Annotated in this window: 16 protein-coding genes and 1 rRNA gene; 12 read left to right on the top strand and 5 right to left on the bottom strand. The window is 73.4% G+C overall.

Features of this window, described 5'->3' with window-relative positions; translation table 11 throughout:
- Positions 1–116 precede the first annotated feature (116 nt).
- The 7 genes from rrf (at position 117) to GMA12_RS16425 (ending at position 5037) form a co-directional block, all read left to right on the top strand.
- Positions 117–233 (top strand): 5S ribosomal RNA (rrf, locus tag GMA12_RS16395).
- A gap of 151 nt (positions 234–384) precedes the next feature.
- Positions 385–993: a superoxide dismutase family protein gene (locus GMA12_RS16400; RefSeq protein WP_156270582.1), complete on the top strand. Its 609-nt coding sequence runs from the start codon at positions 385–387 to the stop codon at positions 991–993.
- Between the two features lie 97 nt (positions 994–1090).
- Positions 1091–1903: an alpha/beta fold hydrolase gene (locus GMA12_RS16405; RefSeq protein WP_162459978.1), complete on the top strand. Its 813-nt coding sequence runs from the start codon at positions 1091–1093 to the stop codon at positions 1901–1903.
- Positions 1904–2037: 134 nt separating this feature from the next.
- Positions 2038–2976, top strand: coding sequence for an SDR family oxidoreductase (locus GMA12_RS16410; protein WP_156270583.1), 939 nt, complete (start codon positions 2038–2040; stop codon positions 2974–2976).
- A gap of 137 nt (positions 2977–3113) precedes the next feature.
- The gene (locus tag GMA12_RS16415; protein WP_156270584.1) at positions 3114–3914 is read left to right on the top strand and encodes an ATP synthase subunit B family protein; all 801 of its coding nucleotides are present in this window, start codon (positions 3114–3116) and stop codon (positions 3912–3914) included.
- The gene (locus tag GMA12_RS16420; RefSeq protein WP_156270585.1) at positions 3911–4384 is read left to right on the top strand and encodes a phage holin family protein; all 474 of its coding nucleotides are present in this window, start codon (positions 3911–3913) and stop codon (positions 4382–4384) included. The genes GMA12_RS16415 and GMA12_RS16420 overlap by 4 nt, the downstream gene beginning before the upstream one ends.
- Positions 4381–5037 (top strand): DUF3618 domain-containing protein, encoded by a 657-nt coding sequence (locus tag GMA12_RS16425; RefSeq protein WP_156270586.1) that lies wholly within the window; start codon positions 4381–4383, stop codon positions 5035–5037. The genes GMA12_RS16420 and GMA12_RS16425 overlap by 4 nt, the downstream gene beginning before the upstream one ends.
- 97 nt (positions 5038–5134) lie before the next feature.
- Here GMA12_RS16425 and GMA12_RS16430 read toward each other — a convergent pair whose 3' ends face one another.
- Both GMA12_RS16430 and GMA12_RS16435 read right to left on the bottom strand, forming a co-directional pair.
- Positions 5135–5971: a GDSL-type esterase/lipase family protein gene (locus GMA12_RS16430; RefSeq protein ID WP_156270587.1), complete on the bottom strand. Its 837-nt coding sequence runs from the start codon at positions 5969–5971 to the stop codon at positions 5135–5137.
- A 71-nt stretch (positions 5972–6042) separates the two neighbouring features.
- A complete protein-coding gene (locus GMA12_RS16435) occupies positions 6043–7071 on the bottom strand; it encodes an LLM class flavin-dependent oxidoreductase (RefSeq protein ID WP_162459986.1) in 1029 nt (342 codons plus the stop codon).
- Between the two features lie 144 nt (positions 7072–7215).
- Between GMA12_RS16435 and GMA12_RS16440 the strand changes: the two genes are divergently transcribed.
- From GMA12_RS16440 to GMA12_RS16455, 4 genes are all read left to right on the top strand, one after another.
- Positions 7216–7911 (top strand): alpha-ketoglutarate-dependent dioxygenase AlkB family protein, encoded by a 696-nt coding sequence (locus GMA12_RS16440; RefSeq protein ID WP_156270588.1) that lies wholly within the window; start codon positions 7216–7218, stop codon positions 7909–7911.
- 21 nt (positions 7912–7932) lie between these two features.
- On the top strand, positions 7933–8484 hold the full coding sequence (locus tag GMA12_RS16445; protein ID WP_156270589.1) for a flavin reductase family protein: 552 nt from the start codon (positions 7933–7935) through the stop codon (positions 8482–8484).
- A 170-nt stretch (positions 8485–8654) separates the two neighbouring features.
- Complete coding sequence (locus GMA12_RS16450) at positions 8655–9347, top strand: flavin reductase family protein (RefSeq protein WP_240898917.1); 693 nt, start codon at positions 8655–8657, stop codon at positions 9345–9347.
- Between the two features lie 154 nt (positions 9348–9501).
- Positions 9502–10098: a YceI family protein gene (locus GMA12_RS16455; protein WP_156270590.1), complete on the top strand. Its 597-nt coding sequence runs from the start codon at positions 9502–9504 to the stop codon at positions 10096–10098.
- A 91-nt stretch (positions 10099–10189) separates the two neighbouring features.
- On the opposite strand, the gene GMA12_RS16460 is transcribed toward GMA12_RS16455, so the two are convergent.
- Both GMA12_RS16460 and GMA12_RS16465 read right to left on the bottom strand, forming a co-directional pair.
- Positions 10190–10387, bottom strand: coding sequence for a hypothetical protein (locus GMA12_RS16460; RefSeq protein WP_156270591.1), 198 nt, complete (start codon positions 10385–10387; stop codon positions 10190–10192).
- Positions 10388–10475: 88 nt separating this feature from the next.
- Positions 10476–10877, bottom strand: coding sequence for a cell division protein CrgA (locus GMA12_RS16465; RefSeq protein WP_186815662.1), 402 nt, complete (start codon positions 10875–10877; stop codon positions 10476–10478).
- Positions 10878–11020: 143 nt separating this feature from the next.
- Between GMA12_RS16465 and GMA12_RS16470 the strand changes: the two genes are divergently transcribed.
- Positions 11021–11659, top strand: a complete 639-nt coding sequence (locus GMA12_RS16470; RefSeq protein ID WP_162459979.1) for an anthranilate synthase component II — start codon at positions 11021–11023, stop codon at positions 11657–11659.
- 18 nt (positions 11660–11677) lie between these two features.
- Here GMA12_RS16470 and pknB read toward each other — a convergent pair whose 3' ends face one another.
- Positions 11678–13738: a Stk1 family PASTA domain-containing Ser/Thr kinase gene (gene pknB / locus GMA12_RS16475; RefSeq protein ID WP_162459980.1), complete on the bottom strand. Its 2061-nt coding sequence runs from the start codon at positions 13736–13738 to the stop codon at positions 11678–11680.

Genomic DNA, 13738 nt, shown 5'->3' on the forward strand with positions numbered 1-13738 from the left:
ACGGGCCACGGTTGCGCCAGTCGCAGCACATAATTGCATCCACAGTCATCCCTGTGACCAGATTTCCCCCCACCCCCCCCGGCCACACCGCCAGGGGGACCCGGGGGAGGCAGAGTTACGGCGGTCATAGCGTGGGGGAAACGCCCGGTCCCATCCCGAACCCGGAAGCTAAGACCCACAGCGCCGATGGTACTGCACCCGCCAGGGTGTGGGAGAGTAGGACACCGCCGGACCACACCCAGAAGGGTCGAGCCCCCGCACCACCAGGTGCGGGGGCTCCCCACACCCCCAGGCCCCCACCCACCGGTGCGGGGCCTTTTGTCATGGCCCTCTTCGTCCTATCGTCGGAGAACGCGGATCCGGCGGTCGTCTTGAGGGGGAACGATGCGGCGAAGTGCTCTGGCAGCGGCAGCGGTGCCGGCAGCCCTGCTCCTGGCGGGCTGCGGCGATGGGGGCGGAGGCGCCGTCGTCGAGGAGAGCACGGCCGCCGCGGAGGCCGGTGCGGCCTCGCGGGCGGTCCTGCGGGACGCGGAGGGCGCCGAGGTGGGCACCGTGCAGTTCTCGGAGGTCTCCGCCGGCACGGAGGTCGTGGCCGAGGTGGAGGGTCTCGACCCGGGTTTCTACGGGCTGCACGTCCACGGTATCGGGCTGTGCGAGACGGACAGCGCCGCCCCGGAGGACCCCGGGACCACCGGGGACTTCCTGTCCGCAGGCGGGCACCTGGGCGGCGACTCGGCCGACCACCCCGGCCACACGGGAGACCTCACGAGCGTCTACGTCACCCAGGACGGCCTGGGCTTCCTCACGACCGTCACGGACCGCTTCCGGGTGGCGGACCTCGCGGCCGACGAGGACGGCAGCGCGGTGATGCTGCACTCCGGCCCCGACAACTTCGCCAACGTGCCGGATCGCTACGCGCCCGAGGGACCGGACGAGAGCACGCTCCGCACGGGCGACGCCGGGTCCAGGCAGGCCTGCGGGGTGGTCGAGTGAGAGCGGCTCCTGTGACGTCTTCGCCCCCGGCCGTCGGGGGAGAAGTCGCTACGCTGAAAGGGCCGTAGCAGCCGGTCCGTGGAAGGAGTTCTCCGCCGTGTCCGATCCCTGTTCGTTCACCGCCCGGATCGACGACGTCACCCTGGCCTACACCGACCGGGGCGAGGGCCCCGTGCTGCTCCTGCTGCACGGGCACGCCTACGACCGGAGCATGTGGGCGCGCCAGATCGAGGTGTTCGCCGAGCTCGGCTGGCGGGTGGTGGCCCCGGACCTGCGTGGTTTCGGGGAGTCGGGGATCACCGAGGGGATCGTCTACACGGAGGAGTTCGCCGACGACGTCGCCGGCCTGCTCGACCAGCTCGGTGTGCCCTCCGCAGTGGTGGTCGGCTTCTCGATGTCCGGGCAGATCGCCATGGAGCTGGTCCGGCGGCATCCGGGGCGGGTCCGCGGGCTCGTCGTCGTCGCCACCGTCCCCGAGGCGGAGGACCGTGCCGGCAGGCGGCGCCGGCACACCACGGCGGACGCCATCCTGGCCGGCGGTATGGAGACCTACGGGCGCAGCGTGCTCGGCCGGATGGTCGCCGACGCCACGGTGGAGTCGTGCCCCGGGGTGGCGGCGGAGGTGCTCGCCATGCTCCGCAACGCGCCCGCCAAGGGGGCGGCTGCGGCGATGCGCGGGCGTGCCGAGCGCCGGGACCTCAGCGACGTGCTGCGCGGCGTCCGGATCCCGGTGCTCGTCGTGGTGGGCGCGGACGACGTCTTCGACGGCGGGGCGGGCCGTCGGATGACGGACCTGGCTCCGGACGCGGAGCTCGTGGTCATCGACGAGGCCGGCCACACGCCCAGCCTCGAGCGGCCGGCCGCGTTCGACGACGCCCTGCGCGCCTACCTGCAGCGGTTCAGCGACTGAACGAGCCGGCGGGAACCGCTCGGCATTCCGCCTCGCGCGGCGGTCCGCCGTGTTCTCGGAGAGTGAACTGCTGTCCCTGCGGGCGATTGGTCAGTATGCTGATCTAACACGAGTGCACGACGAAAGGAGTGGACATGACTGAGACCAGCAACGGCGGTTCCGAGGACGCCCACCACGAGTCGACGGATCAGCTCACCCTGCAGAACCCGGTGACCCGCTACCCCGTTCTCTCGCCACCCGAGCAGGACCAGCCCGAGCCCGGCCTGGACGTGGAGCTCGAGCCGAAGACCGACCGCGGCGAGCTCTCCTACCGAGGCACCGGTCGGCTCGTGGGCCGCAAGGCCCTGATCACCGGCGCGGACTCCGGCATCGGAGCGGCGGTGGCCATCGCGTTCGCGAAGGAGGGCGCCGACGTCGCCCTGAACTACCTGCCCGACGAGGAGCCCGACGCGCAGGTCGTGAAGGCTGCCATCGAGAAGGCCGGCCGCACGGCCGTGCTCCTGCCCGGCGACCTGACGGACAAGGCCTTCTGCGAGGTCCTCGTCGAGAACGCCGTGAACGGACTCGGCGGACTGGACATCCTCGTCAACAACGCCGGCAAGCAGGTCGCCGTCGAGAACCTCGAGGACCTGAGCGACGACCAGCTCACCGACACCTTCACGGTGAACATCCTGGCGATGTTCCGGATCACCAAGGCGGCGCTGCGGCATCTGCCCGCCGGGTCCTCGATCATCAACACGACCTCGATCCAGGCCTACCAGCCCTCGCCCGACCTGCTCGACTACGCCTCGACGAAGGCGGCGATCAACAACTTCACGAAGGGCCTCGGCCAGCAGCTGGCGCCCAAGGGCATCCGGGTCAACGCCGTGGCGCCCGGCCCCTTCTGGACGCCCCTGCAGGTCTCCGACGGACAGCCGAAGGAAGCCCTCCCGGAGTTCGGGCAGTCGACCCCCCTGGGCCGCGCCGGCCAGCCGACCGAGCTGGCCCCGGCCTACGTGTTCCTGGCCTCCGCCGAGTCCAGCTACGTGATCGGGGAGACGCTCAACGTCAACGGCGGCAGTCCGTCGCCGTGAGGCCCCTTCCCACGGGACGGGTCGCGGCGGACGCCGCGCCGTCCGGGGAAGTGCTTGGCGAGACCGGGCCCACGACATACTCTGGGCACAGCTCGCATACTCAGCGAACTTATGAAGTGCTGTAGAAAGGCGGAATCATGACCACGAACCCCTATGACCGTTCGGCGAGCCACGCGGCCGACGCCGGCACCACCTCCAAGAAGGACGTCGCCGCGGAGCAGAGCAAGGCCGAGGCGCAGCAGCTCAAGAACGAGGCGGTCGGCTCCGGCCAGCGCGTCAAGGAGACGGCCAAGGACCAGGCCGTGGCCGTCAAGCAGGAGGCCACCCACCAGGCCCAGGACCTGATCGGTCAGCTCCGGAGCGAGCTCAAGGGCCAGGTGAAGCCGCAGCAGGACCGCATCGCCTCCACCGTGCGCTCGCTCAGCAACGAGATCTCCGCGCTCTCCCGGGGCGAGAAGCCCGAGTCCGACTACGTGACCGGCCTGCTGGGCAGCGTGTCCGGCCGGGTCGACTCCTTCGCCTCCTCCCTGGAGAACAAGGACGCCAAGGACCTGCTCGAGGACGTCCGGCGCTTCGCGGCCCGCCGCCCCGGCACCTTCCTGGCCGTGGCCGCCGGCATCGGCCTCCTCGCCGGCCGCACGACCCGCGGCGTGAAGGACAGCGACGAGATCCCCACCGACCGCCAGGGCGCCAAGGAGTTCTTCGGCGTCGGCGGGCAGCAGGGCGGCAGCCCCGCCCAGGGCACCACGGCCGCCGTCGGGACCGGACCCGTCTACGACCAGGGCTACGACCGGAACCTGACCGCCACCGAGACCTCGGGCTACACCCCGGGCGACCCCTACGCCTACCGCTCCGACGAGCAGGGCGAGGCCGCCCGCACCTACACCGACCGCGTGCCGGGCACCGTCTACCCCGACCAGGAGGGCGACCGTCGATGAGCCATCCCATTCCCCCTTCCGACGCCGAGAGCAGGGCGGAGCACGAGTCGCTGGGCGAGATGTTCAAGTCGCTGAGCACCAACCTCTCCACCCTCATCCAGCAGGAGATCGCCCTCGCGAAGGCTGAGACGACCCAGGCCGTGCAGGAGGCCAAGCAGTCCGCCAAGGACACGGGCAAGGGCGCCGGCATGCTCGCCGGGGCCGGCGTGGCCGGTCACTTCGTCCTGCTGTTCCTGTCCATCGCCCTCATGTGGGGCCTGGGCAACCTCGTCGGCCTGGCGTGGTCCGCCGTCATCGTGGCGGTCGTCTGGGCCGTCGTCGCCGGCATCCTCGCAGCCCTGGGCAAGAAGAACCTCAACGAGGGCAAGCAGGAGATGGTCGAGGCCACCCAGGATCCCCTGCCCCTGACCCGCGAGACCGTCACCGAGATCCCGGAGACCGTGAAGCCTTCCAAGAAGGAGACCCGATGAGCCAGCAGAACCCCGAACAGATCCGTGCCGACATCGAGGCCACGCGCGCTCGACTCGGCTCCGACGTCGACGCCGTCGCCGAGAAGGTGACCCCCGAGCGCGTCGTGGACCGCCAGAAGGACAAGGTCCGCGGCAAGATGCAGGACGTGCGCGAGCGCGTGATGGGAGCGTCCGACGACGCCTCCGACCACGGCCGCCACCTCAAGGCGGGCGTGCAGGGCCGTGCGAGCGACCTCCGGGACGGTGTGCAGGAGCGCGCCGGTGACCTGCGGGAGGGAGTGCAGCACGCTCCCGCCACCGCCAAGGCGAAGACCCGCGGCAACCCGCTGGCCGCCGGTCTGATCGCCCTCGGCGCGGGCTGGCTCGTCGGCTCCCTGCTGCCCTCCACGCAGAAGGAGCAGGAGCTCGTCGCCGGTGCGGCGGACCGGATCCAGCCCCACGCCCAGCACGCGGTCGAGTCGGCCAAGGACGCTGCGCAGGAGGTCGCCCAGGACCTCAAGGAGCCGGCCAAGGAGGCGGCGCAGTCGGTCAAGGAGACCGCCCGCTCCGGCGCGCAGGAGGTCAAGTCGCAGGGCCAGGACGAGGCGCAGCAGCTGAAGTCCTCCGCCCAGGGCTCGGCGCAGTCCGTCAGGGACGAGACGAAGAACGCCTGACCGTGACCGGCCGCCCCGCGGCCGGTGCGGTGCCCCGGCACCACGAGAAGGGCCCCGGATCAGCGATCCGGGGCCCTTCTCGTGCTCGGCCGACCCGTCAGCGGGACCGGGCGACCTGGCTCATCAGGCCGGGGTAGTAGCCCGACAGGTACCCCTGCTCGGTCGGGTGCAGGTGGTGGGCGCTGCCGGGGTCGACGAGGATCCACGGGTCGGCCGACCCGACCCCGTGGCCGCGGAAGCGGTCGGTGACGTCCACGAAGACGGCGCCCTCGGCCTCGACCTGAGCGGCGAGGGCGGCGTTGAGCTCGTCCGTCCAGGCGTTGAGCTGGGCGGCGCGCTCCGCGGAGACGAGCGCGCTGTCCTGCTGCTCGTCGAGCAGGTGCGGATAGCCGAGCACGACCACGCGTCCGTCCGTCACCTCGTCGATCGCCTCCACGGTGGTGGCCGCGGAGGCGGCGGCGGTGTCGATCAGCCGCGGGGCCCGGGCGAGCATGGCGTCGCACGCGCTCGGCCCGGCGGCCGCCTCGGCGGGGGCGCTGCAGGCCCGGATGAAGTCGCCCCAGAGGATGTCGTTGCCGCCCATGGTGAGCGTGACCAGCTCCGCCTCGCCGAGGGCGCCCGTCACGAGCGGCACCGAGACGAGCTCCCGCACCTGCGCGGTGGTGAACCCGGCGCACGCCGCGTCCAGGGCCACGTCCACGCGCGGCCGGTCGGCCAGCTTGTCGACGTGGTCCTCACCGGTGCCCTGGTAGCACCCGGGCAGCCCCTCGACCTCCTGCAGACCGCCCGTGCCGAAGGCCGCCGAGTAGGAGTCGCCGAGATTGACGAGGTCGACGGTGCGCGGGGCCGCCGCGGCGGGGGAGACGCCGACGCCGGCGAGGACGAGGGCCGCGGCCAGGGCGCGGGCGGTGCGTCGAGCGGGGAATGCGCGCATGCGGGGGGACCTTTCGAGGAGGGGCGGCACCGTGCCGGGCCCGGTCCTGGGGACCGGGCCGCTCCCTCAACCTACCGTCGCACGCCCGTGCCCGTCCGCCCGTCCGCAATGTGACGGGCGCCGGCGTCCCAGGCCTCCGCGAGGATCTCCAACGAGCGCAGCACCTGGTCCCGGCCGGGGGAGGCGGGGGCGATCATCAGCTCGTCGGCGTCCGCCGTCTCCACGAAGCCCTCGAGGTAGCTCCTGACCTCGGGGCCGGTGCCGGCGACGGACCAGTGGAGCATGTGCAGGATCTGCTGCCCGGCGGGGCTGTCCATCACCATGTCCAGCTCCGCCTCGCTCAGCGCGCGCTCACGGCCCACCATGGCCCGCACCCGCTCGCGCCGAGCGGTCTCCAGCTGCGCGGCGGCGTCGTCCGCGCTGTCCGAGGCGATGACGTTGACGGCCGCGATGACGTACGGCTCGGCGAGCTGCTCCGAGGGCTGGAACCGTGCCCGGTAGGCGGCCACCGCGTCCGCGAGGGCGTCCGGGGCGAAGTGCGAGGCGAAGGCGTAGGGCAGCCCGTACGCCGCGGCGAGCTGCGCGCCGAACAGCGAGGAGCCGAGGATCGTCAGCGGCACGTTCGTCCCGGCGCCGGGGACGGCGCTGACCCCCGGCACGAGGGAGCGGCCGCTCAGGTAGCCCTGCAGCTCGCGCACGTCCTGCGGGAACTGCTCGGCCGCGGAGGGGTCCCTGCGCATGGCCCGCACCGTGCGCAGGTCGGTGCCGGGCGCCCGGCCCAGGCCCAGGTCGATCCGCCCGGGGTGCAGCTCGGCGAGGGTGCCGAACTGCTCGGCGACGACCAGGGGGGAGTGGTTGGGGAGCATCACCCCGCCCGAGCCGAGGTGGATCGTGGACGTGTGCGCCGCGACGTGGGCGATCAGCACGGCCGGGGCCGAGGACGCGATCGTGGGCATGTTGTGGTGCTCGGAGTACCAGACACGCCGGTAGCCCAGCCGCTCGGCGTGCTGGGCGAGGCGGACGGAGTCGGCGAAGCTCTCACCGACGGACGCGCCCTGGCGGACGGTGGCGAAGTCGATGACGGACAGCGGCAGGGGCACGGCGGACCTTTCCGGGGAGTCGGGGAGGGCCTCCACGCTACTCCTGTCCGGCGGGCGGCGCCGTGGCGGGGAGCACAGGCGGCGCAGGGCGGGCACCCGGCGCTGCCGCCGGAGCTGTCGGCGGCCCCGGCTACGCTCGGCACCATGACCGATCCCTCGACCCCCTTCGGGGTGCCGGAGCTCTTCGAGCTGCCGCGGGAGCGCGCCGAGATCGCGCCGGGAGCCGTGCACGTGCCGGGCTGGCTGGACCTGGCCCGGCAGCGGGAGCTGGTGCTGCGGTGCCGGGAGTGGGCCACCGGTCCCGTGCCCCTGCGCCACGTGGTCCTGCCCGGGGGCGGCCGGATGTCGGTGCGCTCGACCACGCTGGGCTGGGACTGGGCGCCCTACCGGTACCTGCGCACCGGCGAGCACAAACGGGCCCCGGACATGCCGCCGTGGCTGGCGGAGCTGGGCCGCCGCGCCGTGGTGGAGGCCTGCGGCGAGGACAGCGCGGAGGCCCGGGGCTACCTGCCGGACACGGCCCTGCTCAACTTCTACGACGCCACGGCGCGGATGGGCATGCACCAGGACAAGGACGAGTTCTCGGCCGCCCCGATCGTGTCCCTCTCGCTCGGGGACGCCTGCGTCTTCCGGTTCGGCAACACGCAGACCCGCGCGGCCCCGTACCGGGACGTGGAGCTGCGCAGCGGCGATCTGTTCGTCTTCGGCGGGCCCTCCCGCTACGCGTTCCACGGGGTGCCGCGGATCCTCCCGGGCACGGCCGCCCCGGAGCTGGGCATGAAGGGCGGGCGGCTGAACCTCACCCTGCGGATGACGGGCCGTGCCGCCGCCGCGCGGTGAGCGCCGTGCCACACTGACGGGATGGAGCTCCCCGAGGCCGCACCGGCCCACCTGATCGACCCGGCGGCCGTGGACGAGGAGGACGCCGGCGCCTACCGGCTGCTCGCCGCGGACATCGCCTCCGGGGTCGCGGTCGTGGCCGCCCGGCACCGGCGGCGCGACGTCGCCGCGACCGTCACCGGCTTCCTCGACGTGTCCTACGACCCGCCCACCATGCTGGTCAGCCTGTTCGAGGAGGGCCGGATCTGCGACGCGGTGGAGTCTGCCGGGGCGTGGACCCTCTCCGTGCTGCGCCGGGAGCAGGAGGGCGCGGCGAACTGGCTCGCGAGCCCGGGCAACCCCGTGGAGGGGCTGCTGGACCGGGTGCCCTTCCGCCGCGCTCCCGGCTCGGGAGCGGCGGTGCTGGACGGGGCCCTCGCGTGGTTCGAGCTCGCCACCGTGGCGGTGCACACCGCGGCGACGCACCGGCTCGTGGTGGGGGAGGTGACGGCGATGGGCCGGGGGGTGAGCGAGGCGCAGGCGGACGACCCGCTGGTGCACTTCGCCCGCGGCTACCGGGGCCTGACCCGATGAGCGGCGATCCGGATCACAGGATCGGGGCCTGCGCAAGTCTGTGACGCCAGAAGTCCTCGATCCGTCACCGGCGGAATGGTTGGACGCCCGCCCCGGTTGAGGTCTTAGCGTGGACGGGTGGCGCCGTGTCCGGCGGCACCGTTCCCACCGCACTCCACGGAAGGATCCTCATGGCGGCCCAGCACCACGAACGCGGACCCGGCGGGGCCTCCGGCGGCTCCGTGCCGATCGGGCCGAGCCCGGGCTCGTCCGCGGAGGAGCCCCGGCTGAGCTCGGTCCCGCCCTCCGGCGCGCCGGCCGAGCACGCGGCCGCGGAGGTCGCCGACCTCGAGGTGCCCGCCGACCACCTGCCGGACCTGGACCACGTGGGGGACGCGTTCAAGGCGGTGTTCGCCGACCACCCCGCAGGGGTCGCCATCATCACGGCTCGGGGCCCCGACGGGCCGGTCGGGCTGACCGCGTCCTCGGTGTCCTCCGTGTCGGCCGTCCCGCCCATCCTCGGCTTCTCGCTGCAGGCCCGGCAGGGCTCGGCCGCCCTGCTGGCCGAGGCGGACTCCTTCCTGGTGCACCTGCTGGACGCCGAGAACCTGGATCTCGCCCGGTCCTTCGCCGTCTCGGGTGCCCCGCGGTTCGGGCCGGACATGCCGTGGGAGTACCTGGCGACCGGGGAGCCCCGGCTGCTCGGCGTGGGGCGCGTCCTGCGCGCGGTCCCCCTGGCCCGGATCAAGGCCGGCCCCGCGCTGGTCTTCAACGCCGCGGTGGTCGACGTTCTCGGCGACGAGGGCACGGGTGCCCCGCTCGTGTACCACCGCCGCCGCTTCCACGAGCTCAGCGACCGCTCAGCGCTCGACCCCCGGGACTGAGCGGGGGCCCAGGGCCCCGCCTGCGTCCCGCCCCGGGCGCCGGATCCCTGTGCCGGGCAGAAGATCCACCTAGGTTGTTGACACATCACCAAGGTGTTCGTAGAGTAGTTGACGAAGCAATCACCTGCTCGATCCGCACCCCGAGGAGAACACCATGTCCCAGCTCACCGCACTCGTCCCCGGCTCCTGGACCTTCGACCCCGCCCACTCCGAGGTCGCCTTCACGGTCCGCCACGCCGGCATCTCGAAGGTCCGCGGCACCTTCGGCGAGGTCGACGCCCAGCTCCGGGTCGCCGACCCGGTCGAGGACTCGACGCTGACGGCCACCGTGCAGATGGCCTCCATCGACACGAAGAACGCCGACCGGGACGGCCACGTCCGCAGCGCCGACTTCTTCGACGTCGAGCAGTACCCCACGATGACCTTCCGCTCGACGGCCGTGGCCTTCGACGGCGAGGAGGGCACCATCACCGGCGAGCTGACCGTCAAGGACGTCACCCGCACCGTGGAGTTCGCCACCGAGTTCAACGGCGTGGTCGTCGACGCCTTCGGCGTGACCCGGGCCGGCTTCTCCGCCGAGACCACCATCTCCCGCAAGGACTTCGGCATCACCTGGAACGCCGCCATGGAGGCCGGCGGGGTGCTCGTCTCCGACAAGGTGGCGATCACCCTCGACGTGGCCTTCACCGCCCCGCAGGAGGACCCCGAGGACACCGTCGAGGGCCAGGAGGCCATCACGGCCGACGCCTGATCCCGGCAGCCGCGGGACCCTCGCTCCGCACGACCGACGGCCGGCGGCCCGCACCCTCGAGGTGCGGGCCGCCGGCCGTCGTCGGTGCCCGTCAGGTGAGCCGCTGCACCACGAACCAGACGGCGGGGACGGTGATCAGCAGCAGCAGCGCCCACCGGCGCAGCCGCACCTCGAACGTGGCGGGGTTGATCCGCCCGCCGCGCCGGGGCCGGGACTCGGCGATCTCGTCCTCGAGCGGCCGCGGCGGCCCGTCGCGCGGCTCGTCCGGGTCGATGCTGGAATGGGACACGTTTCCTCCGTGGTCGTCGGGATCCGCTCCCATTCTCTCAGCAGGCGCGGCGGACCGCGCACCGCCAGTCAGGCGGTCCGGACCGCCGTCATCGCCACTTCGTGGTCATGATCAGACCGGCCATCATCAGACCGAGGCCCACGGCGATGTTCCAGGTCCCGATCCCCGGCACGGGGTAGGCACCCTGGAAGAGGTAGTAGACGATCAGCCACAGCAGCCCGACGACGAGCAGCCCCAGCATGACGGCCTTGTACCAGGTGGGGGTGGGGGCGTGGCTCTCCGGGGAGCCGTGCCGGGAGCGCTCGGTCAGCTCCTGCGCCACCGCGGCGGCAGTCGCGTCCGGGTCGTAGGCGGTGGACCCTCCGGGCAGTCCCTCCGCCGCCAGCCGGGCGAGCTCCTCGTCGACCTGCGGGCCGGCGGCCGGTGCCGTCCGGCCGGACCCTCCCGGACGGCGGGCGGGCTTCTTGCGGCGGTTCTTCGACTCGGGCACTGATCCTCCTGGTCACCAAGCGGGCCGTGTTCACGGCGGGGGGTCCGGTGGCCCAGTCTAGCCGTCCGGTGCGCACCCTTCCGCGGGCGCGTAAGCTGGACGGGCGCACGTGCCGATCCGGCACCCCACTCCCAGGAGACCTCGTGACCGTCAAGATCCTCGTCGTGGACAACTACGACAGCTTCGTCTACACCCTGGTCGGCTACCTCGAGCAGCTCGGCGCCCGCACCACGGTGATCCGCAACGACGACCTGGACGAGGCCGCCGCGTGCGCCCTCGCCGAGGAGCACCACGGCGTCCTGCTCTCCCCGGGCCCCGGCGCCCCCGCCGACGCGGGGGTGTGCACCCCCCTGATCCGCAACGCCGAGCGGACCGGGCAGCCGCTGCTGGGCGTCTGCCTCGGTCACCAGGCGCTCGCGGAGGCCTACGGCGGGACCGTGACCCACGCGGAGGAGCTTATGCACGGGAAGACGTCCCGGGTGGAGCACAACGGGTCCAGCGTCTTCGGCGGGGTGCCCAGTCCGTTCACCGCGACGCGCTACCACTCCCTCGCCGTGGTCGACCAGTCGGTCCCCGAGGTCCTGGAGGTCACGGCGCGCACCCCGAACGGGGTCATCATGGGCCTGCGGCACCGGAGCGCGCCGCTGCACGGGCTGCAGTTCCACCCCGAGTCGGTCCTCACCGAGGGCGGCTATCTCATGCTCGGCAACTGGCTGGAGCTCGTGGGGCTCAAGGGTGCGGCGCGGGCGGCGGGCTCGCTGTCCCCGCTGATCACCGTCTGAGCGAGGCCCGGACCGGGGTCACCCGTCGTCGCGGGCGCGCTCGTCCGCGCGTTCCGCCGCTGCACGGGCGCGCTCCTCCGCCCGTTCCGCCTCCTCCCGGGCGCGCTCCTCCGCCCGCTCCTCGGCCTCGGACCGGTCCTCCTCGGCGCTGCCCGCCCCGGGGTCCTCGCTCTGCTCCTCGGACGGTTCTCCCGTGCTCTCCGCTGTGGGCTCCTCCGTGGGCTCCTCGGTGGGCTGCTCCGTCTCCTCGGGGGACGGCGTCGGAGTGGGCGGGACGGTCGGCTCCGGGGCCGGCGCGGGGGCCGGGGCGACCGCCACGGTGAGCGTCACGGTGGCGCCCTGCGGTGCGGACTGGCCGGCGTCCACGCTCTGGTCCACCACCTGTCCGGCCGGCACGCCGGCCCGGGGGGTGGTGACGATCGCCGCGGAGAGCCGGACCTCGTCGGCGCCGAGGGCGGCGACGGCCTCCTGACGGCTCAGGCCCACGAGCTGCGGCACGGTCACCCGGCCGGTGGACACGACGAGCTCCACCTCGGACCCGCTCGGGACGGTGGTCCCGCCGGCGGGGTCGGTGGCGACCACCGCGCCCTGGGGCACCGAGGAGCTGTTGGCCGTACGGGTGGACCCGGCCTCGAGCCCCGCCGACTCCAGGGCCTCCCGGACCTCCTCCTCGGAGCGGCCGGCGAGGTCGTCCGGCACCTCCACCTCGGCAGGCCCCTGGGAGACCTCGAGGACGACCGTGCTGCCCTCCTCGACCTGGGTGTCGGCCGCGGGGTCGGTGCCCACCACGTCGCCCTCGGGCACCTCGTCGTCGTAGACCTCCTCGCGCTCGGGCACCAGGTCGGCGCTGCGCAGCGCCGTCTCCGCCACCGAGGCGTCCATCCCGGCGACGTAGGGCACCGCGACGAGAGCGGGTCCGCCGCGCTGTCCCTGGACCCACTGCAGGGCCACGACCCCGAGGACGGCGAGCAGCGCGACGACGAGCAGGGCGAGCAGCGCCGTGCGCAGGGGCCGCCGTCGCCGCACCGGGACCGAGCCGTGGCCGGCCGCGGCCGGCGCCGCCGCGGCGATGCCCGCGGCGACGGTGGTCGGGGCGACGGCCGGGGTGACGGCCGGAAGCGCGGTCTCGGCGACCGGGACGGGCACGGGCGGCAGCGTCTTCGTGTCCTCGTCCCGCCCCGGCACCGCCTGCAGGGACTGCGTGGCCTCGAGGTCCTCCGGTACGGCCGGGCGCAGCTCGCGCAGGGCGCGGCGCATCTGCCCGGCGTCCTGGAAGCGGGCCTCGCGGTCCTTGTCCAGGGCCTTTGCCATGAACTCGTCCACGCGGTGCCCGATCCGGGGGTCGAGCTCGGACGGGGCGGGCGGGTGGTCCCGCACGTGCTGGGCGGCGATGTCCACGGAGGACTCACCCACGAACGGCGCGCGCCCGGTGAGCATCTCGAAGAGCACGCACGCGGCGGAGTAGAGATCGGAGCGGGCGTCCACCGACTCGCCCCGCGCCTGCTCCGGGGAGAGGTACTGCGCCGTCCCCAGGACGGCCTGGGCCTGCGTGAGCGCCGGCGAGGTGTCCTCCACCGCCCGGGCGATCCCGAAGTCCATGACCTTCACCTGGCGCTCCGGGGTGACGATCACGTTGGCCGGCTTGATGTCCCGGTGGACGATCCCGGCCCGGTGGCTGTACTCGAGGGCGTCGAGGATCCCCAGGGTGATGTCCACGGCGTCCCGCGGCGTGACGGCGTCCTCGTGGATCAGCTGCCGCAGGGTCCGGCCGGGCACGTACTCCATCACGATGAACGGCCGGTCCACGCCCTCGTCGGTCCGGGCGAGGATCTCGCCGGTGTCGTACACGGAGACGATCGAGTGGTGGTTGAGGGCGGCCACGGACTGCGCCTCCCGCTTGAACCGCTCGTGGAAGGTCGCGTCCTGGGCCAGCTCGGGCCGGAGCACCTTGATCGCCACCCGCCGGCCGAGCCGCAGGTCCCGTCCCACGTGGACCGTGGCCATCCCGCCGCGCCCGATCGTCTCGCCCACCTCGTAGCGGTCGTTGATCAGGGGGGGAACCGCGTTCCGGGCCGGCAC

Source organism: Kocuria sediminis, from assembly GCF_009735315.1.
GTDB classification, from domain to species: domain Bacteria; phylum Actinomycetota; class Actinomycetes; order Actinomycetales; family Micrococcaceae; genus Kocuria; species Kocuria turfanensis.

What these genes read in the sequence shown, in the direction of transcription:
- GMA12_RS16400 (WP_156270582.1), top strand. Translation starts at nt 385, where the DNA reads ATGCGGCGAAGTGCTCTGGCAGCGGCAGCGGTGCCGGCAGCCCTGCTC.
- GMA12_RS16410 (WP_156270583.1), top strand. Translation starts at nt 2,038, where the DNA reads ATGACTGAGACCAGCAACGGCGGTTCCGAGGACGCCCACCACGAGTCG.
- GMA12_RS16415 (WP_156270584.1), top strand. Translation starts at nt 3,114, where the DNA reads ATGACCACGAACCCCTATGACCGTTCGGCGAGCCACGCGGCCGACGCC.
- GMA12_RS16420 (WP_156270585.1), top strand. Translation starts at nt 3,911, where the DNA reads ATGAGCCATCCCATTCCCCCTTCCGACGCCGAGAGCAGGGCGGAGCAC.
- GMA12_RS16425 (WP_156270586.1), top strand. Translation starts at nt 4,381, where the DNA reads ATGAGCCAGCAGAACCCCGAACAGATCCGTGCCGACATCGAGGCCACG.
- GMA12_RS16430 (WP_156270587.1), bottom strand. Translation starts at nt 5,971, where the DNA reads ATGCGCGCATTCCCCGCTCGACGCACCGCCCGCGCCCTGGCCGCGGCC.
- GMA12_RS16440 (WP_156270588.1), top strand. Translation starts at nt 7,216, where the DNA reads ATGACCGATCCCTCGACCCCCTTCGGGGTGCCGGAGCTCTTCGAGCTG.
- GMA12_RS16445 (WP_156270589.1), top strand. Translation starts at nt 7,933, where the DNA reads ATGGAGCTCCCCGAGGCCGCACCGGCCCACCTGATCGACCCGGCGGCC.
- GMA12_RS16450 (WP_240898917.1), top strand. Translation starts at nt 8,655, where the DNA reads ATGGCGGCCCAGCACCACGAACGCGGACCCGGCGGGGCCTCCGGCGGC.
- GMA12_RS16455 (WP_156270590.1), top strand. Translation starts at nt 9,502, where the DNA reads ATGTCCCAGCTCACCGCACTCGTCCCCGGCTCCTGGACCTTCGACCCC.